Origin of the sequence: Novosphingobium sp., assembly GCF_032093395.1 — a bacterium.
Classification (GTDB): domain Bacteria; phylum Pseudomonadota; class Alphaproteobacteria; order Sphingomonadales; family Sphingomonadaceae; genus Novosphingobium.
This window is the reverse complement of the sequence record NZ_DAMDBA010000004.1, coordinates 22,895-44,918: the sequence shown is the minus strand read 5'-3', so window position 1 is coordinate 44,918 and position 22,024 is coordinate 22,895. Positions and strand designations below refer to the sequence as shown.

Annotated in this window: 26 protein-coding genes and 1 tRNA gene; 24 read left to right on the top strand and 3 right to left on the bottom strand. The window is 63.5% G+C overall.

Going from position 1 to position 22,024, the window contains the following annotated elements; translation table 11 throughout:
* Position 1: 1 nt before the first annotated feature.
* Both rpsP and rimM read left to right on the top strand, forming a co-directional pair.
* Positions 2 to 430, top strand: coding sequence for a 30S ribosomal protein S16 (rpsP, locus tag RT424_RS02375; protein ID WP_313434249.1), 429 nt, complete (start codon positions 2 to 4; stop codon positions 428 to 430).
* 18 nt (positions 431 to 448) lie between these two features.
* Entirely contained in the window at positions 449 to 970 is a 522-nt protein-coding gene (rimM, locus tag RT424_RS02370; protein ID WP_313434247.1) for a ribosome maturation factor RimM, read from the top strand.
* Between the two features lie 48 nt (positions 971 to 1,018).
* Here the strand turns inward: rimM and RT424_RS02365 are convergent, their stop codons facing one another.
* Positions 1,019 to 1,360 carry a hypothetical protein gene (locus RT424_RS02365; RefSeq protein ID WP_313434246.1) on the bottom strand — a complete coding sequence of 114 codons (342 nt, stop codon included), beginning with the start codon at positions 1,358 to 1,360 and terminating at the stop codon, positions 1,019 to 1,021.
* A gap of 102 nt (positions 1,361 to 1,462) precedes the next feature.
* Here RT424_RS02365 and RT424_RS02360 point away from each other — a divergent pair, with 102 nt between their 5' ends.
* The 4 genes from RT424_RS02360 to RT424_RS02345 all read left to right on the top strand — a co-directional run bounded on the left by RT424_RS02360 (position 1,463) and on the right by RT424_RS02345 (position 4,130).
* Positions 1,463 to 2,377: a LysR substrate-binding domain-containing protein gene (locus RT424_RS02360; protein WP_313434245.1), complete on the top strand. Its 915-nt coding sequence runs from the start codon at positions 1,463 to 1,465 to the stop codon at positions 2,375 to 2,377.
* Positions 2,378 to 2,438: 61 nt separating this feature from the next.
* Positions 2,439 to 3,185: a tRNA (guanosine(37)-N1)-methyltransferase TrmD gene (trmD, locus tag RT424_RS02355; RefSeq protein ID WP_313434243.1), complete on the top strand. Its 747-nt coding sequence runs from the start codon at positions 2,439 to 2,441 to the stop codon at positions 3,183 to 3,185.
* Positions 3,182 to 3,550, top strand: a complete 369-nt coding sequence (gene rplS / locus RT424_RS02350) for a 50S ribosomal protein L19 (protein WP_313434241.1) — start codon at positions 3,182 to 3,184, stop codon at positions 3,548 to 3,550. The genes trmD and rplS overlap by 4 nt, the downstream gene beginning before the upstream one ends.
* Before the next feature lie 307 nt (positions 3,551 to 3,857).
* Complete coding sequence (locus tag RT424_RS02345; protein ID WP_313434240.1) at positions 3,858 to 4,130, top strand: HU family DNA-binding protein; 273 nt, start codon at positions 3,858 to 3,860, stop codon at positions 4,128 to 4,130.
* 116 nt (positions 4,131 to 4,246) lie between these two features.
* Here RT424_RS02345 and RT424_RS02340 read toward each other — a convergent pair whose 3' ends face one another.
* Both RT424_RS02340 and RT424_RS02335 read right to left on the bottom strand, forming a co-directional pair.
* Positions 4,247 to 5,083, bottom strand: a complete 837-nt coding sequence (locus RT424_RS02340) for a hypothetical protein (RefSeq protein ID WP_313434239.1) — start codon at positions 5,081 to 5,083, stop codon at positions 4,247 to 4,249.
* Positions 5,084 to 5,108: 25 nt separating this feature from the next.
* Entirely contained in the window at positions 5,109 to 5,936 is an 828-nt protein-coding gene (locus tag RT424_RS02335) for an RNA methyltransferase (RefSeq protein ID WP_313434238.1), read from the bottom strand.
* Between the two features lie 163 nt (positions 5,937 to 6,099).
* On the opposite strand from RT424_RS02335, the gene RT424_RS02330 reads away from it, so the two are divergent.
* From RT424_RS02330 to RT424_RS02245, 18 genes are all read left to right on the top strand, one after another.
* A tRNA-Tyr gene (locus RT424_RS02330) sits at positions 6,100 to 6,185 on the top strand.
* Positions 6,186 to 6,329: 144 nt separating this feature from the next.
* Positions 6,330 to 7,079: a phosphatidylserine decarboxylase gene (locus RT424_RS02325; RefSeq protein WP_313434236.1), complete on the top strand. Its 750-nt coding sequence runs from the start codon at positions 6,330 to 6,332 to the stop codon at positions 7,077 to 7,079.
* Positions 7,076 to 7,990, top strand: coding sequence for a CDP-alcohol phosphatidyltransferase family protein (locus tag RT424_RS02320; RefSeq protein WP_409521427.1), 915 nt, complete (start codon positions 7,076 to 7,078; stop codon positions 7,988 to 7,990). The genes RT424_RS02325 and RT424_RS02320 overlap by 4 nt, the downstream gene beginning before the upstream one ends.
* Positions 7,991 to 7,992: 2 nt before the next feature.
* The gene (locus RT424_RS02315) at positions 7,993 to 8,391 is read left to right on the top strand and encodes a hypothetical protein (protein ID WP_313434235.1); all 399 of its coding nucleotides are present in this window, start codon (positions 7,993 to 7,995) and stop codon (positions 8,389 to 8,391) included.
* The gene (locus tag RT424_RS02310; protein WP_313434233.1) at positions 8,388 to 8,861 is read left to right on the top strand and encodes a hypothetical protein; all 474 of its coding nucleotides are present in this window, start codon (positions 8,388 to 8,390) and stop codon (positions 8,859 to 8,861) included. Before RT424_RS02315 ends, RT424_RS02310 begins: the two co-directional genes overlap by 4 nt.
* Positions 8,862 to 9,508: 647 nt before the next feature.
* On the top strand, positions 9,509 to 10,267 hold the full coding sequence (rpsB, locus tag RT424_RS02305) for a 30S ribosomal protein S2 (RefSeq protein ID WP_313434231.1): 759 nt from the start codon (positions 9,509 to 9,511) through the stop codon (positions 10,265 to 10,267).
* A gap of 114 nt (positions 10,268 to 10,381) precedes the next feature.
* Positions 10,382 to 11,305, top strand: a complete 924-nt coding sequence (gene tsf, locus RT424_RS02300; protein WP_313434229.1) for a translation elongation factor Ts — start codon at positions 10,382 to 10,384, stop codon at positions 11,303 to 11,305.
* 224 nt (positions 11,306 to 11,529) lie between these two features.
* Entirely contained in the window at positions 11,530 to 12,252 is a 723-nt protein-coding gene (gene pyrH, locus RT424_RS02295; protein WP_313434227.1) for a UMP kinase, read from the top strand.
* Between the two features lie 3 nt (positions 12,253 to 12,255).
* On the top strand, positions 12,256 to 12,813 hold the full coding sequence (gene frr, locus RT424_RS02290) for a ribosome recycling factor (protein WP_313434225.1): 558 nt from the start codon (positions 12,256 to 12,258) through the stop codon (positions 12,811 to 12,813).
* Between the two features lie 31 nt (positions 12,814 to 12,844).
* Complete coding sequence (uppS, locus tag RT424_RS02285) at positions 12,845 to 13,534, top strand: polyprenyl diphosphate synthase (RefSeq protein ID WP_313434224.1); 690 nt, start codon at positions 12,845 to 12,847, stop codon at positions 13,532 to 13,534.
* Entirely contained in the window at positions 13,521 to 14,294 is a 774-nt protein-coding gene (locus RT424_RS02280) for a phosphatidate cytidylyltransferase (RefSeq protein ID WP_313434223.1), read from the top strand. Before uppS ends, RT424_RS02280 begins: the two co-directional genes overlap by 14 nt.
* A gap of 5 nt (positions 14,295 to 14,299) precedes the next feature.
* Positions 14,300 to 15,451 (top strand): 1-deoxy-D-xylulose-5-phosphate reductoisomerase, encoded by a 1,152-nt coding sequence (locus RT424_RS02275; protein WP_313434394.1) that lies wholly within the window; start codon positions 14,300 to 14,302, stop codon positions 15,449 to 15,451.
* 32 nt (positions 15,452 to 15,483) lie between these two features.
* Positions 15,484 to 16,869, top strand: coding sequence for an RIP metalloprotease RseP (rseP, locus tag RT424_RS02270; protein WP_313434221.1), 1,386 nt, complete (start codon positions 15,484 to 15,486; stop codon positions 16,867 to 16,869).
* Positions 16,870 to 17,026: 157 nt separating this feature from the next.
* Positions 17,027 to 19,696: an outer membrane protein assembly factor BamA gene (gene bamA / locus RT424_RS02265; RefSeq protein WP_313434220.1), complete on the top strand. Its 2,670-nt coding sequence runs from the start codon at positions 17,027 to 17,029 to the stop codon at positions 19,694 to 19,696.
* A complete protein-coding gene (locus tag RT424_RS02260) occupies positions 19,696 to 20,301 on the top strand; it encodes an OmpH family outer membrane protein (protein WP_313434218.1) in 606 nt (201 codons plus the stop codon). The genes bamA and RT424_RS02260 overlap by 1 nt, the downstream gene beginning before the upstream one ends.
* A 20-nt stretch (positions 20,302 to 20,321) precedes the next feature.
* Positions 20,322 to 20,774 (top strand): 3-hydroxyacyl-ACP dehydratase FabZ, encoded by a 453-nt coding sequence (gene fabZ, locus RT424_RS02255; protein WP_313434216.1) that lies wholly within the window; start codon positions 20,322 to 20,324, stop codon positions 20,772 to 20,774.
* 135 nt (positions 20,775 to 20,909) lie between these two features.
* Complete coding sequence (rpmE, locus tag RT424_RS02250) at positions 20,910 to 21,137, top strand: 50S ribosomal protein L31 (RefSeq protein ID WP_313434215.1); 228 nt, start codon at positions 20,910 to 20,912, stop codon at positions 21,135 to 21,137.
* Positions 21,138 to 21,431: 294 nt separating this feature from the next.
* Positions 21,432 to 22,004 carry a superoxide dismutase family protein gene (locus RT424_RS02245; RefSeq protein ID WP_313434213.1) on the top strand — a complete coding sequence of 191 codons (573 nt, stop codon included), beginning with the start codon at positions 21,432 to 21,434 and terminating at the stop codon, positions 22,002 to 22,004.
* Positions 22,005 to 22,024: the final 20 nt, after the last annotated feature.

Here is a 22,024-nt window from a genome sequence, read left to right as displayed (position 1 = left end):
AATGTCCGTTTCGATCCGTCTGTCGCGCGGTGGCGCGAAGAAGCGTCCTTACTACAAGATCGTCGTCTCCAACTCGCGCGCCCCGCGCGACGGCAAGTATCTTGAGCAGGTCGGCACCTACAACCCGATCCTCGCCAAGGACGACGAAAACCGCGTCCGTCTGGTCGAAGACCGCGTGCGTTACTGGATCGGCGTTGGCGCCCAGCCGACCGACCGCGTTGCCCGCCTGCTCGACAAGGCCGGCATCAAGGAGCGCGCCGCTACCGTGAACGCCAAGAAGGGCGAGCCGGGCCAGAAGGCCAAGGACCGCGCCGAGGAAAAGGCCGAGAAGCTGCGTGAAGCTGAAGAAGCTGCCGCCGCTGCTGCTGCCGCTCCGGCCGCTGAAGAAGCGCCTGCTGAAGCAGCCGCTGAGGAATCGACCGAAGCCTAAGCTTCAGGTTGAATCCAGATGGCTGGTCAAGACCGCCCCGTCACGCTTGCTGCCATAACCGGCGCGCACGGCGTGACGGGCGAGGTTCGCCTCAAGCTGTTCGGTGAAGGCGTGGCGGCGCTCAAGCGCTACCGCGCCTTCAACGATTCCAAGCTCACGCTCGCCAAGCTGCGCGATGACGGCAAGGGCGGCGCGATTGCGCGTTTCGAAGAAGTGCCGGATCGCACGGCCGCCGAGAAGCTGCGCGGCACGGCGCTTACCGTTCCCCGCTCGGCCATGCCGGAACTGGCGGAAGGTGAGTATTATCACGCCGACCTGCTGGGGCTGCGCGTCGTTTCCGACGCGGGCGACGAACTCGGCATTTGCATCGCGGTCGAGAATTTCGGCGCGGGCGACGTCATCGAGGTCGAACGTCCGGCGGGTGAGGATGGCCAAGGGACCGGAAAACGGCGCCGCTTCATGGTGCCGATGATCCCCGCAGCCGTTCCCGAGTGGGATCACGAACGGCTGGTGGTCAACGCTACCTTCGCCGAAGAATGAAGGAAAGGCCGCCCATTCAGGCGGCCTTTTCGCTTTCAGGACGGCGCGTCAGGCTAAAGCAGCTCTGGCGCAGATACGATTGACCTGTTCAGGACAGTTCGGCGCGGTCACGAGCGGGGTTATCATCGCCAGGGCAGACCCGGTCAGAACGCCGGCGATAATGCCGATCGCCGTCAGCCGCGCCCTGTGAGCCAAAGGACAGTTCTGCGGGGCGGAGCGCTTTTCCCTGTCATCCAGTGCTTGTTCGCTGGCCTTTACCGAATCGTCGTGTCGGCCATCGCGCAATCCGCTGCCGAGGGCTTCGAAGATCTTGCGGGCCAGGCGATCGACATCGTTGGAAAACCGTTCATGGTCGGCGTTCCACTGCTGCATGAAGTGTTGATCCTGCATTGTCCGGTTCCTCCATCGAATGACGGGAATGTGCCGGATCGCTGGGCGCTTTGCCAACAAAGCCACTGGCACGGATCATAAGGCTGCCTTATCGTCGCGAGCATGGATCGCCTTCCGCCCCTGACCGCCATCCGCGCTTTCGAAGCTGCCGGCCGGCACGAGAACTTCTCGCGCGCCGCAGAGGAACTGGGGATGACGCAGGCCGCGATTTCCTACCAGATCCGTCAGCTGGAAGACCGCGTGGGCAAGCCTCTGTTCGTGCGGCAGAAGGGCAGGGTGCGCCTGTCGGACGTCGGGCGCCGCCTGTTGCCGACGCTGACCAGCGCCTTCGCATCGATGACGGACGCTTTCGCCGCAGTGTGGAGTGAGGACGAGGATGTGCTCTCGCTCAATGCCTCCGTTTCGATCGGTGCCACCTGGGTGAGCGAGCGAATTGGTCGTTTCCAGTTGCGCCATCCCCACCTGGCGGTGCGCATGTCTCTCAGCAACGAGGTCGTCGATCTCGCCACTTCGCCCTATGACGCGGCGATCCGCGTCGGCTTCGGGAAGTGGGATGGGCTGCGCGCCGAATTCCTGTTCCGCCAGCACTTCTCGCCGATCTGCGCGCCGGTCTTCCTCGAAGAGAACCGCATCGAAAAGCCGGAAGACCTGCTGTCGGTGGAGCGGTTCGCGCCGAACGATCCGTGGTGGGCAGGATGGTTCGCCGCCGCGGGGATCGGCACGGCACCTCCCCCGCGAACGGGCATCGTCTTCGATAACCAGCTTCAGGAGGCGACAGCCATGCGCCAGGGCTTCGGCATTGCGTTGCTATCTCCGCTGTTCTGGCGGGCCGACCTGGAGGCCGGACGCCTGGTCCAGCCGTTCGGCACGCTATACTACCCGGGGCCGGCGCAGTGGCTTGTCCATTCGGAAAGCCGCGTGGGCGTCCGCAAGATCGAACGCCTGCGCGAATGGCTGCGCGAGGAGATTGACGCCGATCGGAATTTCCTCCCTGCCGAAGTCTGGGAACCGCTCTGAAAGGCGCAATTCCGGCGGTTCCCCCTTGCCGCAGCCGCGGAATTGGGCTTTGCGCGAAAGCATGACTTTCAACGCCACCGTCCTCACCCTTTATCCGGAGATGTTCCCCGGCACGCTCGGCATCAGCCTGGCGGGCAGGGCGCTGACCGAGGGGAAGTGGGCCATGAATCCCGTCCAGATGCGCGATTTCACGACGGACAAGCACCGCACCGTGGACGATACGCCCGCCGGCGGCGGCGCGGGCATGGTGCTGAAGGTGGACGTGCTGGCCGCAGCGATCGACCACGCGCGCGCGATCAATCCCGATGCGCCGGTGATCGCGATGACGCCGCGTGGAAAGCCCATTTCGCAACAGCGCGTGCGGGAACTGGCGGACGGCTCCGGCGTGACGATTCTCTGCGGCCGTTTCGAAGGCTTCGACGAGCGGATTTTCGAAGGCCGCGATGTCGAGGAGATGTCCGTCGGCGATGCGGTGCTTTCCGGCGGCGAGCCCGCGGCGATCCTGCTGCTTGATGCTTGCATTCGGCTGCTTCCCGGCGTAATGGGCGCGGCTTCCAGCGGGACCGAGGAATCGTTCGAGGACGGTCTTCTCGAATACCCGCAATATACCCGACCCACCGAGTGGGAAGGGCGCACGATCCCCGAAGTGCTGCGATCGGGGGATCATGCGAAGATCGCCGCCTGGCGGAAACAACAGGCGGAGGAAGATACACGGTCACGCAGGCCGGACCTTTGGGAACGTCGCAGTGACGTTCGGGGCCAGTCTGCCTCTGGCGCGCGGCGCAAAAACGAGGACTTAGGTTCATGAACCTGATTCAGCAGATCGAGGCCGAGGAAATTGCCAAGGCCGCCAAGGATATCCCGACCTTCCGTCCGGGCGACACCGTCCGCGTCGGCGTGAAGGTCATCGAAGGCACCCGTACCCGCGTCCAGGCTTACGAGGGCGTGTGCATCGCGCGCTCGAACCGTGGCATGGGTTCGAACTTCACCGTTCGCAAGATGAGCTTCGGTGAAGGCGTGGAGCGCGTATTCCCGCTCTACTCGCCCAACATCGATTCGATCACCGTGGTTCGCCGCGGCGTCGTGCGTCGTGCCAAGCTGTACTACCTGCGCGGTCGTACCGGCAAGCGCGCTCGCATCGCCGAGCGTCGCATCAACGACGCCCAGGGCTAAGCTGCGGCTTCGTGTCCAGCTCTGCGGAGCCGGACAACTTGAAAGGCGGTTCGGTTTCGAACCGCCTTTTTTGTGCCTGCCTGTCGTCATGGGCTAGGAGCGGAGCCAGCGGCTTCGTTCGCCCATGCTGCGGTGCACAAATCAGCATTTGTCACCCGGACGGCGGAAAAACGCGACAAATTGCCCTTTTCCGCCATGTTTAGCCTTTGACACCGCAGGTAAAAACGGCTCAATTCCGTCGCGTTTAGAGGCGAATCCGAATATCCCGTCACATCCGATTCAAATGAAAGGTTAGGGGGTACCCATAATGAACAAGAACGATCTTATCAGCGCCGTTGCAGACTCGAGCGGTCTTACCCGTACCGACGCCACCAAGGCTGTCGAAGGCGTGTTCGACGCCATTTCCGGCGCGCTGAAGGCCGGCGACGAAGTTCGCCTCGTCGGTTTCGGCACTTTCTCGGTCGCCAAGCGCAAGGCCTCGACCGGCCGTAACCCGCGCACCGGCGAGCCCATGGAAATCAAGGCTTCGGCCCAGCCGAAGTTCAAGGCCGGCAAGGGCCTCAAGGACGCTGTAAACTAAGCATCCTTGCAGCCTGCCACGCCTCGCAGGCTGAATACGATTACGCCGCGCTACCCTCTGGGTAGCGCGGCGTTTTTCGTTCTACGGAAATGGACGTCTGTTGTTCGGTGATCCGATCAGGGCGTCAGCCTGACCAGAGCAGTCGGTGCGGCCGGCGTGCGCGGATTGATCTTCCAGACCATGGCTTTTCCGTTCGGGACCGAAACCGGCCCTTCATCGGTGTTGTTGGCAAGGATTTCTCCGTCGGTGGTCAACGTGAACGTGCCGTCGGCGTCGACGGTGCTTTCGGACGTGTCGCCGCCCTTGTCGTTGGCAGCAAGGCCGCTCATCATCGCTCCCATGCCCGCAGCGCCACCCTGAGGGCCGAATGCAGGGGCATCCAGACGCACCGAGCCGTCCCGCCTTAGCGAAAGCTGGACGAAGGCATTGTTCATCGCGAAGCCTTCGATGGTGGGGAAGGTGAAGTCGTGATCGAGCCGGCCTGTCATCGCGAAGTCTACGTCGAACTTGCCGTCGCCCACGTAATCGACCTTGTTCCATCCCACCTGACGCCGCAGCTTTTCGGCGATCTGCTCGCCGGCCTTGGGGTCGCTGGGATCGAGACCGCCGAGCAGCATCTGCGAAGCCTCCGCGTCGCTCTTCTTCTTTCGCTCGTTCGAGGCTTCCCAATCCGTCTTCTGCTTGGCGAGTTCCTCGTCGGTGCAGGGACGTTCGTCGTAGTCTTCGTCGTGGCAGGCTTCGGGTTCGTAGGGCTTGGGCTTCGATGCCTTGAGAGGCACCATCACGATCTCACCGGCATAGCGGAAGGTAAATGTGCGGTTCTTCCGCAGGTCCAGCGTGGATGCGAACTTGCCGGGCGCGAAAATGCAGGCCGCCGCGAGGAGGGCGAGGGCGGTGACCCCAAGTCCTGCGAGAAGGCGGCGTCCCAAAGGACGCCGTTCGATGCGTTTCATGATGAGTGCCCCCTAAGGTGTGCGATTATGCGGACCGCGTCGCCGCAGCGTAAAGTGCGATCGCTGCCGCGTTGCTGACGTTGAGGCTTTCCATGGCCTCGCTGATCGGCAGTTTGGCGATGGCATCGCAGTGCTGGGTGATATTGTGGCGCATGCCGTCTCCTTCGGCGCCCAGAACGAGTGCGACGGGACCGGTGGGCAGCGCGTCGCCCAAGGTGGACTCCGCCTCGCCGTCGAGCCCGATGCGCCAGTATCCGGCCTCGGCGATTTCTTCGAGCGCACGGGCCAGATTGACGACGCGAACCCAGGGAAGGATCTCCAGCGCGCCGGACGCGCTTTTGGCGAGCGTTCCCGATTCGGGGGGAGCGTGACGATCCTGAGTAACGATCGCACAGGCATTGAAGGCTGCGGCCGAGCGCATGATGGCGCCGACGTTATGCGGATCGGTCACCTGGTCGAGTACGACCACCGGGCGCGAGGGATCGCCGTCGAGCACGTCGTCGATGAAGATGTCGTCCAGCGGGGCGCATTCGAGGACAAGGCCCTGATGGGGCGCATCGCGTGCCACCAGGCGCGCCAGATCGGCGGGTTGGGCCCACTCCACCGGGAAATCGCTGGGCAGTTCGCCGTCAAGCGATTCCACGCCCTCCCGAGTCGCCCAGAGCTTGCGGTGGCTGCGATTCGGATTCTTCAGCGCCGCTTCCACGGCATGGCGGCCCCACAGGCGAACCATGCCGGTGCTGGCCCGTCCGCTGCCACGGCCGTTCTTCATCCGGCCGGCGCGACCGCGCAGCGGTTTCCCCGAACGTCCGCCTTCGCGGTCGCCGTCTTGCGGATCGCTACGTTTTGTCATGAAAATCGTCCTTATTCGAAAAAACTGTGCCGCTCCTGCCATTCCCCCCATTGACAGGCAAGGCCGCGTTCTACATAGGCGCGCTCCTCGGCAGCGAGGCTCTGGTTTCGGAGCTTCAACACAACGGGTCTTCCGAAAGGAAACCCCCGCCAGCAACTGGTGTGGACAGGTGGCCGAGTGGTTAAAGGCAGCAGACTGTAAATCTGCCCGTGCAAGCGTACGCTGGTTCGAATCCAGCCCTGTCCACCACCGGTTCCTCCAGAAGAGCACTCCCTTCGGGGCTCCCGGAACCTACTTCTACCTCGAAAAATAAGCTCGCACGTTTCGGCGTTCGGGAACAGGGTCGTGCTTCCCGGCATTGCGGGGGCGGTGGACAGTGACTAGAGGACGGTGATGCCCGGAGAAATTCTCGACAATCAGGGACGCGGCGAAGCGTCCTGGAGCTGGCCTTCCATTCACCCGGAAGGTCGCAAGTTCGGCGCCATTGCCGGGGTCGTAGCGCTGGTCGGCTGGATCGCATTCGGTCCGCTGGTAGGCCTGCCGCTCGCTCTGCTCACGTATTGCGTCCTTGCCTTCTTCCGCGACCCCGTTCGCGTGACGCCGCAGGACGACCGCTACATCGTGGCACCTGCCGATGGCCTGGTGACGTTGATCGGCAAGGTTGCGCCTCCGCGGGAACTGACGGTCGAGGACGGCAGCGGCTCCCAGCCGATGTCGACCGAGCCGGTGACCCGGATCTCGATCTTCATGAGCGTCTTCGACGTTCATATCAATCGCAGCCCCATCGGCGGCACCGTACGTCGGGTGATCTACATTCCCGGAAAGTTCCTCAATGCCGACCTCGACAAGGCCAGCGAGGAGAACGAACGCCAGCATATCCTGGTCGAGCGTGGCGATGGCTTGCGCGTCTGCTTCACGCAGATCGCCGGCCTGGTGGCCCGCCGTATCGTTCCTTTCGTCAAGCCTGGCGATATGATCGCTTCGGGGCAGCGCATCGGCCTGATCCGCTTCGGCAGCCGCGTCGACGTCTATCTGCCGGCCGGAACCGAACCGAAGGTGCTGATGGGCCAGCGGATCGTTGCCGGTGAAACGGTGCTGGCCGAACTGGGATCGGCGCCCGTGATCGAGGGTATCTCGCAGTGACCGGCGAGCCCGGCGGCATTGAGCGCGGCGAGCCCGGGAGTGAGACTTCCCCCGGGCGTCGCCGCATCGCCGGCGGGCTGCCGATGCGTGTTTTCGTACCCAATGCCATTACGGCAGCGGCGCTCTGTTCCGGCTTGACCGGCATCCGTTTCGCCATTGGCGGAGATTACGAACGAGCCGTTCAAGCCATTATCCTGGCCGGTCTGCTCGACGGTATCGACGGTCGCGCGGCTCGTCTGCTGAAGGCCCAGACCCGTTTCGGCGCCGAGCTGGACAGCCTTGCCGACTCGATATCGTTCGGGGTCGCTCCGGCTCTGATCGTCTATCTGTGGACGCTTCATCAGCTTCCGAGCATGGGCTGGATTGCGGCGCTTGCCTTTGCGATCTGCTGCGTGCTGCGCCTGGCGCGCTTCAACTCCCGCATGGACGAGCTTGATCAGCCGCACAAGCAGGCCGGCTTCCTGACCGGTGTTCCCGCGCCTGTCGGGGCAGGCCTGGCATTCCTGCCGATGTATCTCTGGATTGCCACCGGACTGTCGGTATTCACGAATCCCGTCGCCGTCAGCATCTGGATGATGATGATCGCATTCCTGATGATCTCCAGCCTGCCCTCGCTCAGCTGGTCGCGCATGCGTCCGCCGCCCAGCCTGCGTCTCGGCGTGATAGCGCTGGTGGGACTGACGGTGGCTGCCTTGCTGACCGAACCCTGGTTCACGCTCGCGGTGATCACGATCGCCTATATGGTGCTGATACCGATCGGCATTGTTACTTATGCGAAAGTCAGGCGGCGATCTCGGCGCCACGCTCGGGCGATTCAAGACCGGGACGTTCCGCCACATTCCACGCCGTATGCCACTGGGCCACGTTCCACTGGAGATGACGGCGCGAGCGAAGCAAACGATCCTTTCTGAGCATGGAAAGCGCGGGCATCGGCACGCGCTCCGCCGCCTTCCAATCCAGCATCATGGAATCGGTGCATGCGCGAAGCTGCTTCGACAGCATTCGCGCAGCCCCGGCATGGCGCAGCCAGCTCGAAGCTATGATCTGGGCTGCGACGAGTGCAGCCATGGCGAAGAGGCAGGCGGCGAAGACAGTCATGACATTCCCTTTCGAACCGACATCCAGCGCTTACGCGGATCCGAATGCCTCCAGCCCTGTGGAGAGCTTGTGGAAAATCCAGAATCGTTCTATTAATGTTCCCGTGATCTGGTTGTTCTCAATTTGTTCTTCTGCTGTCAAGCGGAAATCGGTTCGGTCGACGTGCACGGAATTTCGGCGGGCCGTCGCTAAGAAGGGGCATTATCCAACATGAGCGACGTGCCTGAAGGCGGGTTCCTCGCGGATCTTGGCGGGTTGGACGAGTGGTGCAGCGACAACGAGTTCGACGTCGAGGAGATCGATTCGTCCGAACTGGTTTTGACCGATCAGGACACGGGTAGCGTCTGGTCCGTGTTCGGCGTGGACGACTGGATCCAGATCAAGGGCCTCGTACTCGAAGAGGTAGAGCCTGGAGCGGCGTTGTGCATCACGCTTGCCCGGCTTCATGATCGCCTGCTCGGCTGTCGCTTTTCGGTGGACGCCCAACATGGCCTGGTCATCATCGTGGATTTGATGCCATCGTGCCGTTCAGCGGCAGCGATTGCCGAGGCGATCATTCAGATGCAGGCGATCATCGATCACACGAGCGACCTGTTGGAAGACGTAGTCTCTTCTGGTGTCGAAGCCGATGACAGGAAGATCGATCAGGCTTTCGGCCTGGAGGGATCGCGCCGGCTTCATTGATCATGGCCTCATTTATCAGGGCCCCAACGGTCCGGGTCAGGCCGCGCGGTGTTCAATCCGGCACAATGCCGGGCTCCGCGGGCGAGGATGGCGTCGATGCGTCTTTGCGCGCGCCGGAGGTAGTCGCTGACCAAGGGCCTCCCCCTTGCGGACGCAAACCGGGCTGGCCGATGCTTCAATCTGTCGTTTCAGCCGTCGAAACGCGGGAAGGGCGGCTGCGTAGCTGGTCCAGATCGTCATGAGCGCGATTGCGGCGCCGATGCCGAACAGGATGGATGAAACGACACTCATCGATTGAATCCTTGTTCTCGCCATCCCCTCAAGGCGTTGAAGCTGGAAAGTCTTTGGGGCTGTCGGCCCTTGGGACTACCCTGTGGAAAACCCTGTAAAGCCCCCATGTTTCCCTCTGATTCGGGAAGTGAAGGGTGTTAGCGACGAGTTGCCTTGTCCGAACGCCGGATTGGGGCTGGTCAATTGCTCGAAACGGCGCTAAGGGCGGCCCCGCTCGAAAACACCATATCGAATTCGCGATACTGGCCGACTCGGGCAATCCACATGGAAAGCGCACATACCGGTGCCTTGGCGGTCGCTATGAAGTTCCGCCTGGTTCCTGCTTTCCAGAGGCTCAAACCGGAAGGAATTATCTTATGGCGGCTCCCGTCGTCACCATGTCGCAGCTCATCGAAGCCGGCGCGCACTTCGGTCACCAGACCCACCGCTGGAACCCGCGCATGAAGCCGTACATCTTCGGCGCGCGCAACGGCATCCACATCATCGACCTGTCGCAGACCGTGCCCCTGATGGCCCGCGCGCTCGAGTTCGTTTCGGCCACTGTCCAGGCCGGCGGCAAGGTGCTCTTCGTCGGCACCAAGCGCCAGGCTCAGGAGCCGATCGCCCAGGCCGCCCGCGCTTGCGGTCAGCACTTCGTCAACCACCGCTGGCTGGGCGGCATGCTCACCAACTGGAAGACCATCTCGGGTTCGATCAAGCGCTTCAAGGCTCTTGAAGAGCAGCTGGCTGGCGACACCACCGGTCTGACCAAGAAGGAAGTCCTTCAGCTCACCCGCGAGCGTGACAAGCTTGAGCTGTCGCTCGGCGGTATCCGCGACATGGGCGGCATCCCGGACGTGATGTTCGTGATCGACGCCAACAAGGAAGAGCTGGCCATCAAGGAAGCCAACGTCCTTGGCATTCCGGTCGTCGCCGTGCTCGACACCAACGTCAACCCGCAGGGCATCTCGTTCCCGATTCCGGGTAACGACGACGCCAGCCGCGCCGTGCGCCTGTATTGCGAAGCCGTCGCCCAGGCAGCCACCAAGGGCGGCCGTGACGCGATCGTCAACAGCGGTGCCGACATCGGCGCCATGGACGTTCCGGTTGCTGAGGAAGCGGCGGTCGAGGCCTGATAGGCCCGGCGACGACTTTTCGTCATGGAATTGTCGCGCGCCGGGTCCAATGGGCCTGGCGCGCACTTATTTAAGGCCATTGAACTGGCCCCACCAAGCAAAAGGATTTGAGCGATGGCTTACACCGCCGCTGACGTGAAGAACCTGCGCGAGCGCACCGGCGCCGGCATGATGGACTGCAAGAAGGCCCTGGACGAAACCGGTGGCGATCTCGAAGCCGCCGTCGACGCGCTGCGCGCGCGCGGTCTGGCCGCTGCCGCCAAGAAGTCCAGCCGCACGGCTGCCGAAGGTCTGGTCGGCGTTGCCGTCACCGGCACCCGCGGCGTGGCCGTCGAGGTCAACTCGGAAACCGACTTCGTCGCGAAGAACGACCAGTTCCAGGACTTCGTCCGCAAGACCACCGAAGTCGCTCTCGGCGTTTCGGGTGACGATGTGGAAGCGCTCAAGGCTGCTGCCTACCCGACCGGCGGCACCGTCGGCGACGCGCTGACCAACAACGTCGCGACCATCGGCGAAAACCAGCAGGTTCGCCGCCTGAAGACCGTCGAAGTCGCTCAGGGCCTCGTCGTTCCCTACATGCACAACGCCGCCGCACCGAACCTCGGCAAGATCGGCGTTCTGGTCGCTCTCGAATCGGAAGCTTCGGCTGACGTTCTCGAAGCGCTCGGCAAGCAGATCGCGATGCACATCGCCGCTGCCTTCCCGCTGGCCCTCAACGCCGACGATCTCGACGCCGAGCTGATCGAGCGCGAGCGCAAGATCGCCCAGGAAAAGGCTGCCGAATCGGGCAAGCCCGAAGCCGTGCAGGCCAAGATGGTCGAAGGCGCGATCGCCAAGTACGCCAAGGAAAACGCTCTGCTCTCGCAGGTCTTCGTCATGGACAACAAGACCCCGATCCAGCAGGTCGTCGACCAGGCCGGCAAGGAAGCCGGTGCCAAGATCGTGCTGAAGGACTACGTCCGCTTCCAGCTCGGCGAAGGCATCGAGAAGGAAGTCACCGACTTCGCGGCCGAAGTGGCTGCTGCTGTCGCAGGTTGATTTCCAGCGCTGATCCTTCGCGGATACCGCAATAGAAAAGGGCCGGGGGGCTTCGCTTCCCGGCTCTTTTTGTATCTCCGATCTGCGCGGTATCCGCCTGCCGGCGGCAAGCGCGCGGCGGCAGGCTGAGGAAGGTCGGCCAAGGCCCTTGGCAAGCCGTCCCTGCGCTCCTAAAGCCGGGCGGCCTGAAATTGGGCAAAATGCCCAGAGGAGATTGTGCGGCCATGAGTTCTTCCCCCTACAAGCGCGTCCTTCTCAAGCTGTCGGGCGAAGTCTTGATGGGAAGCCAGCAGTTCGGGATCGACCCCGAATTCGTCACCGAGCTTGCCAAGGAAGTGAAGGCCGCCAAGGAAACCGGCCTGGAGATCTGCCTCGTCATCGGCGGCGGCAACATCTTTCGCGGCATGGCCGGCGCAGCGCGCGGCATGGACCGCGCGCAGGCCGACTACATGGGCATGCTGGCCACCGTCATGAACGCCCTGGCGATGCAGAACGCGCTCGAGCAGATCGGCGTCGAAACCCGCGTGCAGTCCGCCGTGCAGATGGACCAGGTCTGCGAGCCGGTGATCCGCCGCCGCGCCGAGCGTCACCTTGAAAAGGGCCGCGTCGTGATCTTCGCGGCAGGCGTGGGCGCGCCCTATTTCACCACCGATTCGGGCGCTGCCCTGCGCGCCGCCGAAATGCGCTGCGATGCCCTGCTCAAGGGCACCAGCGTAGACGGCGTCTACGACAGCGACCCCAAGACCAACCCGGACGCCAAGCGTTACGATTCGGTCGATTACGACACCGTCCTCGCCGACAACCTGAAGGTGATGGACGCTTCCGCCGTGGCCCTGTGCCGCGACAACTCAATCCCGATCGTCGTGTTCTCGATCCGCGAGAAGGGCAATCTTGCCACCGTTCTCGCGGGAGAAGGCATCAAGACGGTCGTCCAGAAAGGAGCCTGACACATGGCGAAGTACGACAAGGCGGACCTCGAGCGCCGCATGACCGGCGCGATCGAAGCGCTGAAGCACGACCTCTCGGGCCTGCGCACCGGCCGCGCCAATACCGCGCTGCTGGAGCCGATCATGGTCACCGTCTACGGCGCCAACACCCCGATCACCCAGGTCGCGACGATTTCGGCGCCCGAGCCGCGGATGCTTTCGGTGCAGGTCTGGGACAAGTCGAACGTCGGCCCCGTCGAAAAGGCGATCCGTTCGGCCGGCCTCGGCCTCAACCCGATCAACGACGGCAACACGCTGCGCCTGCCGATCCCCGACCTGACCGAGGAACGTCGCAAGGAACTGGCAAAGCTTGCCAGCTCCTATGCCGAAAAGGCCCGCGTCGCCGTGCGCAACGTGCGCCGCGACGGTATCGAGAACCTCAAGACCGACGAAAAGAAGAAGGAAATCTCGGAAGACGACCGCAAGCGCGGCGAAACCGAAGTCCAGAAGCTGACCGACGACATGATCAAGCAGCTTGATGACGTGTTCGGCGCCAAGGAAAAGGAAATCCTCGGAAAGTGAGGCCTCTGGGGCCCGATTCGAGGAACGCCTGATGGCCGAGAGCGAACCCGTTTCCGCGCGCCACGTTGCCATCATCATGGATGGCAACGGGCGCTGGGCGAATAAGCGCCATCTGCCGCGCGCGCTGGGGCACCAGCGCGGCGTCGAAGCCGTGCGCCGCGTCGTGCGCGGTGCACGCGAGATGGGGTTGGAAGCGCTGACGCTCTATGCCTTTTCCACCGAGAACTGGCGGCGGCCCGAGGATGAGGTTTCCGACCTCATGAGCCTGATGAAACGCTTCATCCTCTCCGATCTCGATGAGTTTGCGGCCGCCGGTGTACGCCTCAAGATCATCGGCGATTACAAGGCCTTCAAGCCCGATGTCGTCGAACTGATCGAAGGCGCGGTGGCGAAGACCGCCGCCAATACCGGCACGACGCTCGCGGTGGCGCTCAACTACGGTTCGCAGGACGAGATCGCCCGTGCCGCCACCAGGGCGGCTGCGAAAGGGCCGATCACGCCCGAAACGATCGCGTTGGAGCTGGATACCGCCGACCTGCCGCCGCTCGACCTGCTGATCCGCACGTCCGGCGAAGTGCGGCTGTCGAATTTCCTGCTGTGGCAGGCGGCCTATGCCGAAATGATGTTCACCGAAGTGCTCTGGCCCGATTTCACCGCCGAGCATCTGCGGCAAGCCCTCGAAGACTTCACCTCTCGCGAGCGACGCTATGGCGGACGCTGATCCGGCGAGGAAGAACGCTGACCTCGGTGTCCGCACGGTTTCGGCGGCGGTCATGCTCGTGGTGGCCGGCGGCGCACTGTGGCTGGGCGGGGTTGTCTGGACGGCTTTCGTCTGCGCCGTGGCGCTCGGCGTGCTGTGGGAATGGACCAGGCTGGCGCGGGCGGGCACACAGCATCCCGGAGAGCGCGCCGCGTTCAACTTCGGCGGCATGCTCTACGTCGGTATTGCCGCGGCTATGTTGCTGTTCCTGCGCAATCCTGTCTTCAGCCTGGCGCCCTTGTTGACGGTCCTGCTTGCCGTGATCGGGGTGGACGTCGGCGCCTATTTCACCGGGCGTAGCCTGGGTGGGCCCAAGATCGCGCCATCGATCAGCCCGTCGAAGACCTGGTCCGGCCTGCTGGGCGGGGTGCTGGGCGCCACGCTGGTGCTGTTCGGCGCGGCGCGGTTTTGGCAGGAGGGGCTGCTCTCGGTCCAGCCGCAGGGCAATGCCGCCGACGGTCCGGCCTGCTTCGGCATGCAGCCCTGCTGGTATCTCACGGCCAATCCGCTGCCGCTTTTCGCCATCTGCCTCATGATCGGCATTTTCGTGGCGGTCTGCGCCCAGGCCGGCGATTTCTTCGAAAGCTGGATGAAGCGCCGGGCGGGCGTGAAGGACTCCGGCAACTTCATTCCCGGCCACGGCGGTTTCTTCGACCGTCTCGACGGCTTGCTGGCCGTGCTTTTCGTGCTAGGCCTGATGATCCTTTTCCAGCCGCGATGACCACCATGCGCACCATTTCCATTCTCGGAGCCACCGGCTCCATCGGCGCATCGACGCTGGATCTCGTTCGCCGCAATCCCGCCGACTGGCGCGTTGCCGCGCTGACCGCCAACGGTAACGTGACCGAACTGGCCAGGCTGGCGATCGAATTTTCCGCCGAACTGGCCGTCGTCGCCGATGAGGCGCGCCTTCCCGATCTGCGCGAGGCGCTGGCCGGAACCGGCATCGAGGCTTCGGGCGGCGCTGCGGCGCTCGTGGAAGCGGCAGCGCGCGGCGCCGATGTCACGGTTGCGGCGATCGTCGGCTGTGCGGGCCTCGCGCCGACGATGGCGGCGATCGAGCAAGGCGGCGTGATCGCGCTGGCCAACAAGGAAGCGCTGGTCTCTGCTGGGGAAGTGATGACGGCCGCGGTCGAGCGCCACGGCGCCACGCTGCTGCCGATCGATTCCGAGCATAACGCGATCTTCCAGTGCCTCCAGGGCAACAGCCTCGATCATGTCCGCTGGATCACGCTGACCGCCAGCGGCGGCCCGTTTCGAGACTGGACGCTTGATCGGCTGACCCTGGCGACGCCCGCACAGGCGATCAAGCATCCGAACTGGGACATGGGCGCGAAGATCAGCGTCGATTCGGCAACGATGTTCAACAAGGGCCTCGAACTGATCGAGGCGCATTACCTGTTCCCGGTCGGTCTCGACAAGTTGCGCATCATCGTCCACCCGCAGTCCGTTGTCCACTCCATGGTCGAGTATCGCGACGGGTCGACACTGGCGCAGTTCGGCCCGTCCGACATGCGCGTGCCGATCGCCTCGGCGCTCGCCTGGCCGGAGCGGATGAACACGCCCTGCGCGCCGCTGGACCTGGCTGAAATCGGCGAACTGACCTTCCGCAAGCCCGACGAGGTGCGCTTTCCCGCAACCCGTCTCGCGCGTGAGGCGGCAGAGGCGGGCGGCGGCATTCCCGCCGTGCTCAATGCCGCCAATGAAGTGGCCGTGGCGGCTTTCCTGGGCGGCCAGATCCCCTTCACGCGCATCGCCGCGCAAGTAGAGGACGTGCTCGGCGCCTACGCTCCGCCCGCGCCCGCAAGCCTGTCGGACGTACTTGCGGTTGACGGCGAGGCGCGAGCAAGGGCAAGCATGCTGGCCGGGACTGCGTGACGATACGCGGTCCGAAGAGGATTCCCTGAATTGTGACCGCATCGCCGAACCTGCTGACGACGATTTTCGCATTCCTGCTGGTGCTCGGGCCGCTCGTGCTGATCCATGAGCTGGGCCACTATCTGGTCGGGCGGCTGTTCGGCGTGAAGGCAGATGCCTTCTCGATCGGCTTCGGCAAGGAGATTGCGGGCTGGACCGACAGGCGCGGTACGCGCTGGAAGCTGTCCATGCTGCCGCTGGGTGGTTATGTGCAGTTCGCGGGCGATATGAACCCGGCCTCGGCGCCGAGCGCGGGGGAGGACGGCCTCTCGGCGGAAGAGCGGGCCATGACCTTCCACGTCAAGCCATTGTGGCAGCGCGCGTTGATCGTGTTCGCCGGGCCGCTTACGAACTTCGTGCTCTGCGTGCTCATCCTGGCGGGCTTCGTTTATGCGCACGGCCGGCTGATCGCGGATGCCGAAGTGGTGGGCTTCTCGGAAACCTCCGCAGCCAAGGCGGCCGGCGTGGAAGTCGGCGATCATATCGTCGCCATCGATGGCAACCGTATCGACAGCGTCACCGACATTCCCGAGCACACCGTCTATTATCCGGGCAAGGCCGTGGAACTCGTGGTCGAACGCGATGGCCGTTCCGTTGTTCTGCCCGTCACCCTCGCCAACGAGGAAGTGAGTGACGATTTCGGCAACAAGGCGCGGATCGGGGATCTTGGCGTGGACTTCGCGGTGCCGGTGGTCAGCGGCTTCACCAGCGATTCTCCGGCCGAGCAGGCGGGGATGAAGATCGGGGATCGCATCGTGGCGGTCGGCGAAACGTCGATCAACAGCTTCCGTGAAGTGCCGCCGCTGATCATGCCCAAGGCGGGCGCCAGCACCACCATCACGGTGATGCGGGATGGTCAGGCCCATGTCCTGCCGATGACGATCGGCTCCGGCATCCAGGAAGACGAGAAGGGCAACAAGGCTCCGGTCGGCCGGATCGGCGTACAGTCCGGCTTCGGGCGCCTGGAACCGGTCGGCCCGGTGGAGGCGCTGGGCATCGGCGTGGACCGCAGTTTCGCCCTTATGGGCACCATCGTGACCGGGATCCGCCAGATCGTCACCGGCGACCGCTCGGTGCGCGAGCTGGGTGGGCCGATCAAGATCGCCAAGTATTCGGGCGAACAATTCTCGCTGGGCTGGGAGCCCTTCGTCGGTTTCGTGGCGATGATCTCGATTAACTTGGCATTCATCAATCTCCTGCCAATTCCTGGCCTCGACGGCGGGCACCTGGCTTTCTACGCGGCCGAACTGGTTCGTCGTAAGCCGTTGGGACTGCGCAGTCAGGAATGGGCGATCCGCACCGGGGTGGCACTCGTGCTGGCCTTGATGCTGTTCGTCACTGTCAACGATCTGGCATCGCTCCCGATTTTCGGGGGATAGCCTGGAGAATTCGTCAACCATCACATTTCCGCCGGGATTGGCTGCTTGATTGGACGTCGTCCATCGGGCAGATGGGCGCGATTGCCCGTCGTCATGACGGGCAGCCTGGCGGGTCGGTCGAAGTCCTCGCGAAAGCGAATACAGGAATTTGCGTAGAATGATCGGATTGGAAATGGGCCGCAGCACTGACGCTCGCCGTGCGCCGCACCTTGCAGCAGTGCTCTTGGGGACGACGATCCTTGCGGGCTCCCCCGGTGTTGCTCTCGCGCAGGGCGCAGCTACGGCTCCGGCCCCAGTTGCGGCGCCGGCAGTCGAAGCCGGCGAAACGATCCAGACGATCCAGGTCACCGGCGCCGAGCGCCTTGAGCCGCAAACCGTGCTGTCCTACATCCAGCTCCGCGTCGGGCAGCCCTATACCAAGGCTTCGGGCGACGCCGCGCTGAAGGATCTCTACGCCACGGAGCTGTTCTCCGACGTGCAGGTCAGCAACGACAAGGGCGTCGTGACCATTCAGGTCAAGGAAAACCCGGTCGTCAACCGCATCATCCTCGAAGGCAACAAGCGCATCAAGGACGACAAGATCCTGCCGGAGATCAAGGTCTCTCCGCGCCAGATCTTCACGCGTTCGAAGATTCGCGCCGACGTGGCCCGCATCATCGAACTCTACAAGCGCCAGGGCCGTTATGCGGCGACCGTCGAGCCGAAGATGGTCATGCTCGACCAGAACCGCGTCGATATCGTGTTCGAGATCACCGAGGGCGACAAGTCCAAGGTCCGCCAGATCAACATCATCGGCAACGAGCAGTTTTCCGACGGCGAACTGCGCGGCCAGATGGTCACCAAGCAGGCCCGCTTCACGCGGCTGTTCAGCTCGGGAACCAGCTACGATCCCGATCGCATGGCCTTCGACCAGCAGAAGCTGCGCCAGTTCTACCTGACGCAAGGCTATGCCGATTTCCGTGTGGTTTCGGCCGTGGCCGAACTGACCCCGGACAAGAAGGACTTCATCATCACTTACGTGGTGGAGGAAGGGAAGCGCTACAAGTTCGGCGACGTGAAGGTCGAGAGCCAGCTGCGCGACTTCGACGGCGAAAAGCTGGCCAAGAACCTCGCGCTTAAAAAGGGCGACTGGTACGACGCCAAGCTGGTCGAAGACACGATCGAAAGCCTGAACGACACTGCCGGTGCATTCGGCTACGCTTTCGCCGACGTCCGCCCGCAATACGATCGCGACAAGGAAAACCTCACCATGGGGTTGACCTTCGTGATCCAGGAGGCCCCGCGCGTCTATGTCGAGAAGATCGACATCAACGGCAACACGCTGACGCAGGACAAGGTCATCCGCCGCGAATTCCGCCTTGCCGAGGGTGACGCGTTCAACTCGCTGCAGGTCAAGCGGTCGACCAACCGCATCAAGTCGCTCGGCTACTTCCAGGAGAAGTTCGAAGTCGAGCAGAAGCCCGGCACCGCCGACGATCGCATCGCGCTCGAAGCCAACGTCGAGGAGAAGCCCACCGGCGAACTCCAGCTCTCGGCCGGTTTCTCCAGCCTCGAACGTTTCATCTTCCAGGCTTCGATCCGTCAGCGGAACTTCCGCGGTCGCGGCCAGACGGTCGGCCTTTCGGGCAGCTATTCGTCCTATTCTAAGTCGGTCGAGGCGAGCTTCGTCGAGCCTTACCTCTTCGACAAGAACGTGTCGTTGGGCGTCGATATCTATCGTCGCGACTACAACAGCTTCAACTTCGCCAATTCGAGCCGTAACACGACGTACGAACAGTCGACCACCGGCTTCCAGATCCGCGCCGGCGTGCCGCTCACCGAATACCTGACGGCGATCGCGCGCTACACGCTCAACTACGATGACGTGTCGCTGGACAGGAGCACCTATTACTCGATCAATAACAACGGCGAATACGCTTGCGATCCCATCCGCGCCGGCCGCTATCTTTGCGATGCCATCGGCAAGCGGCTGAGTTCGATCCTTGGCGGGTCGCTGATCTATGACAACCTCGACAACCGCATGCGTCCGACGCGCGGTGAGACGGTGTCCGTGAACTTCGATCTGGCGGGTCTTGGCGGCGACGTGAATTACTACCGTCTGCGCGGCAATGCGGCGAAGTATTGGCCGCTGGGCAAAGGCTTCATCTTCTCGATCCAGGGTGAGGGCGGCCTGATCAAGGGCTGGGGCGGCGACGATATTCGCCTTACCGACCGTTTCTACCTGGGCGAACCGCAGATCCGCGGCTTCGGCATTCGCGGCGTCGGTCCTCGCGTGGTCCGTCAGTATTACACGGCGGATTCCGATGGTAACTACACCGTCGAAGGGCAGGATACCGACGACGCGCTGGGCGGCCGCTATTACTACATGAGCCGTGCCGAACTGGAGATTCCGCTGGGCTCCGGCGCGAGGGAGATGGGGCTGCGTCCCTCGATCTTCGTCGATGCAGGCGCGGTATGGGCGATCAAGTCGCCTGAGCTGAACCAGTGCCACGCTCCCGATACGACCGATCCCCGCGGCTGCTTCGTCGGCTCGCGTGATAACAGCGGCAACCAGCTTTACACCCAGACGGCTGCGGACGGCACGCAGACCACGACCACGAGCGCGACCAATACCGTCACGGGCGGTGCAAACGATCCGATCGGCTCGTACAACAACTTCACCGAACGTTTCCTCGGCAACACCTGGAAGCCGCGTGTTGCCGTCGGTTTCGGCGTGAACTGGAACTCGCCTTTCGGCCCGTTCCGCATCGACATTTCCAAGGCGCTGCTCAAGTATGACGGCGACCGTACCAAGACCTTCACTTTCAACGTGGGAACTCAATTCTGATGAACATGCTTCTCAAGTCCGCCGCTCTGGCCTCGGGCCTGGCGTTTGTCGCTCTGGCCCAGCCTGCGCTGGCCCAGGCCGTGCCCGCGTCGAAGGTGGCCGTGGTCGATCTCGACCGCGTCGCCCGTGAGTGCAACGCGTGCAAGACCGCCAACCAGGCCCTGCAACAGCAGATCCAGACCTTCGAGGCGCGCCGCAACCAGCTCCAAACCTCGCTTCAGCCCGAAGCTCAGGGCCTTGAAACCGCCGTCAAGGCGCTGAACGGCAAGCAGCCAGACGCCGCGCTGCAGACCCGCATCCAGGCTTACCAGCAGAAGGAACAGCAGGCCGGCCAGGAACTCCAGGGCCAGCAGCAGCAGCTCCAGCGCAACCAGGCCTACATCGGCCAGCAGATCCAGGCGCAGCTCCAGAACCTCTACAAGCCGGCGATGCAGAAGCGCGGCGCCAACATGCTGGTCGAAATGGGCCAGACGCTGGCCTACGATCCCTCGCTGGACATCACCACCGACGTGCTGACCGCCCTCAACGGCGCGCTCACCACGATCAACACGACCGCGCCGGCTCAGCAGCAGCAGCAGCCGGCACCGGCGGCTTCGGGCCGCTAAGAGCAGCGGCGGGCAAGGCCATGAGCGAGCCGACCGAGCTGGTATACGACACCGCGAAGATCCTCGCGGCCTTGCCGCATCGCTACCCGATGCTGCTGGTCGACCGTGTGGTCTCGTTCGATGAGAACGAGATCCACGCGGTCAAGGCCGTGAGCTTCAATGAAGGCTTCTTCCAGGGGCACTTCCCCGGCCGTCCGATCATGCCTGGCGTGCTTCAGATCGAGGCGCTGGCGCAGGCTGCGGGTATCCTGGCGATTGAATCGCTGGGTCTCGCGGGGACCGGCAAGCTGGTCTACTTCATGGCGATCGAGGAAGCGAAGTTCCGCAACCCCGTGACCCCGGGCAACCTGCTCGACCTGCGGGCCGGCTTCGTCCAGAAGCGCTCGCGCGTCTGCAAGTTCTGGGGCAAGGCTTCGATCGGCGACAAGGTGACCTGCGAAGTGAACTTCACCGCGATGATCGCGGACGCCTGATTCTAACGGGGTCCGACATTCCGGAGCAGCGCGCGCTCTGCGCTTGACCCTTGCTTTTTCGGGGTCATCGATGTAAGGGCGCCGCTTTCCCAAGCAGGCCGGTCGGAACCGGCCATATGCGAAGAGAGATACGACATGAAGGCCGATACGCATCCCGACTACCACACGATCACCGTCCAGATGACCGACGGCTCCACCTTCCAGACCCGTTCGACCTGGGGTTCGGAAGGCGACACGCTCGTTCTCGACATCGATCCCACGTCGCACCCGGCCTGGACCGGCGGCAAGGCGCAGCTGCAGGACGGCGGCCGCGTTGCCCAGTTCAACAAGCGTTTCGGTGGTCTGTCGCTCAAGAAGAACTGAGCGAAGCCAAGTCGCGAACACGAAGAAGGCGGTCCTTGCGGACCGCCTTTTTTGTTGCCCGCTGCACGGCTTGCATCGCTTTTACGCGCGCGGCCTTGAGAAGACGGGCTGGAACCTTGCGAGCGACCCGGTCGCTATGCGATGCCCTTGGCGTAACGTCAAAATTCGGAGCTTATTCCGATCGATTTCGTTAAGAGACAGTCACCGCGAACCCCTCAAGGCAAGCGCCTCACCGAGGTTCGATGTTGGATCGAGGTATATGCCGGCGCGCCGGCTCGCAGATGGAGAAGCGCAATGAACCGTAATTTCCGTATCCTGGCCGCTTGTGGTGCTTCGCTTGTGGGCATGGGCGCTCTCGCGGGCCAGGTGCAGGCACAGGGAACCACTGCATCTGCGGCTCCGGTCGAAGCGCCGTCGATCGTTGCCAAGGTCGTGGGCCTCGACGGCAAGGTCCTGGGAACGGCAAAGCTTCAGGACACGCCGGCCGGCGTACTCGTCACCACCGACCTCAAGGGCATCCCGGCCGGAGACCACGGCTTTCACTTCCACGAAAAGGGCATTTGCGAGCCCGCGCAGAAATTCACGACCGCCGGCGGACACTTCACCGGCGGCGATCACAAGCATGGCCTGATGGTCATGGGCGGTCCCCACGGCGGCGACATGCCGAACCAGCATGTCGGCACCGACGGCGTGCTCAAGGCGCAGGTTCTCAATACCGGTGTGACGCTGGGTGCCGGGATCAAGTCGCTGGCAGACGCGGATGGTACCGCGCTTGTGATCCATGCCGATCCCGATGATTACACCAGCCAGCCGGCCGGCAATGCGGGTGGCCGGATCGCCTGCGCGGTGATCAGCGCGCCGAAGTGAAGCAGGGTGCCGGAAGAGGT

What these genes read in the sequence shown, in the direction of transcription:
- RT424_RS02360 (WP_313434245.1), top strand. Translation starts at nt 1,463, where the DNA reads ATGGATCGCCTTCCGCCCCTGACCGCCATCCGCGCTTTCGAAGCTGCC.
- bamA (WP_313434220.1), top strand. Translation starts at nt 17,027, where the DNA reads ATGATCGGATTGGAAATGGGCCGCAGCACTGACGCTCGCCGTGCGCCG.
- RT424_RS02345 (WP_313434240.1), top strand. Translation starts at nt 3,858, where the DNA reads ATGAACAAGAACGATCTTATCAGCGCCGTTGCAGACTCGAGCGGTCTT.
- rpsB (WP_313434231.1), top strand. Translation starts at nt 9,509, where the DNA reads ATGGCGGCTCCCGTCGTCACCATGTCGCAGCTCATCGAAGCCGGCGCG.
- RT424_RS02245 (WP_313434213.1), top strand. Translation starts at nt 21,432, where the DNA reads ATGAACCGTAATTTCCGTATCCTGGCCGCTTGTGGTGCTTCGCTTGTG.
- tsf (WP_313434229.1), top strand. Translation starts at nt 10,382, where the DNA reads ATGGCTTACACCGCCGCTGACGTGAAGAACCTGCGCGAGCGCACCGGC.
- RT424_RS02340 (WP_313434239.1), bottom strand. Translation starts at nt 5,083, where the DNA reads ATGAAACGCATCGAACGGCGTCCTTTGGGACGCCGCCTTCTCGCAGGA.
- RT424_RS02365 (WP_313434246.1), bottom strand. Translation starts at nt 1,360, where the DNA reads ATGCAGGATCAACACTTCATGCAGCAGTGGAACGCCGACCATGAACGG.
- uppS (WP_313434224.1), top strand. Translation starts at nt 12,845, where the DNA reads ATGGCCGAGAGCGAACCCGTTTCCGCGCGCCACGTTGCCATCATCATG.
- RT424_RS02280 (WP_313434223.1), top strand. Translation starts at nt 13,521, where the DNA reads ATGGCGGACGCTGATCCGGCGAGGAAGAACGCTGACCTCGGTGTCCGC.
- RT424_RS02260 (WP_313434218.1), top strand. Translation starts at nt 19,696, where the DNA reads ATGAACATGCTTCTCAAGTCCGCCGCTCTGGCCTCGGGCCTGGCGTTT.
- trmD (WP_313434243.1), top strand. Translation starts at nt 2,439, where the DNA reads ATGACTTTCAACGCCACCGTCCTCACCCTTTATCCGGAGATGTTCCCC.
- RT424_RS02310 (WP_313434233.1), top strand. Translation starts at nt 8,388, where the DNA reads ATGAGCGACGTGCCTGAAGGCGGGTTCCTCGCGGATCTTGGCGGGTTG.
- fabZ (WP_313434216.1), top strand. Translation starts at nt 20,322, where the DNA reads ATGAGCGAGCCGACCGAGCTGGTATACGACACCGCGAAGATCCTCGCG.
- pyrH (WP_313434227.1), top strand. Translation starts at nt 11,530, where the DNA reads ATGAGTTCTTCCCCCTACAAGCGCGTCCTTCTCAAGCTGTCGGGCGAA.
- rplS (WP_313434241.1), top strand. Translation starts at nt 3,182, where the DNA reads ATGAACCTGATTCAGCAGATCGAGGCCGAGGAAATTGCCAAGGCCGCC.
- RT424_RS02315 (WP_313434235.1), top strand. Translation starts at nt 7,993, where the DNA reads ATGGAAAGCGCGGGCATCGGCACGCGCTCCGCCGCCTTCCAATCCAGC.
- rpsP (WP_313434249.1), top strand. Translation starts at nt 2, where the DNA reads ATGTCCGTTTCGATCCGTCTGTCGCGCGGTGGCGCGAAGAAGCGTCCT.
- rpmE (WP_313434215.1), top strand. Translation starts at nt 20,910, where the DNA reads ATGAAGGCCGATACGCATCCCGACTACCACACGATCACCGTCCAGATG.
- RT424_RS02325 (WP_313434236.1), top strand. Translation starts at nt 6,330, where the DNA reads ATGCCCGGAGAAATTCTCGACAATCAGGGACGCGGCGAAGCGTCCTGG.
- rimM (WP_313434247.1), top strand. Translation starts at nt 449, where the DNA reads ATGGCTGGTCAAGACCGCCCCGTCACGCTTGCTGCCATAACCGGCGCG.
- RT424_RS02275 (WP_313434394.1), top strand. Translation starts at nt 14,300, where the DNA reads ATGCGCACCATTTCCATTCTCGGAGCCACCGGCTCCATCGGCGCATCG.
- frr (WP_313434225.1), top strand. Translation starts at nt 12,256, where the DNA reads ATGGCGAAGTACGACAAGGCGGACCTCGAGCGCCGCATGACCGGCGCG.
- RT424_RS02335 (WP_313434238.1), bottom strand. Translation starts at nt 5,936, where the DNA reads ATGACAAAACGTAGCGATCCGCAAGACGGCGACCGCGAAGGCGGACGT.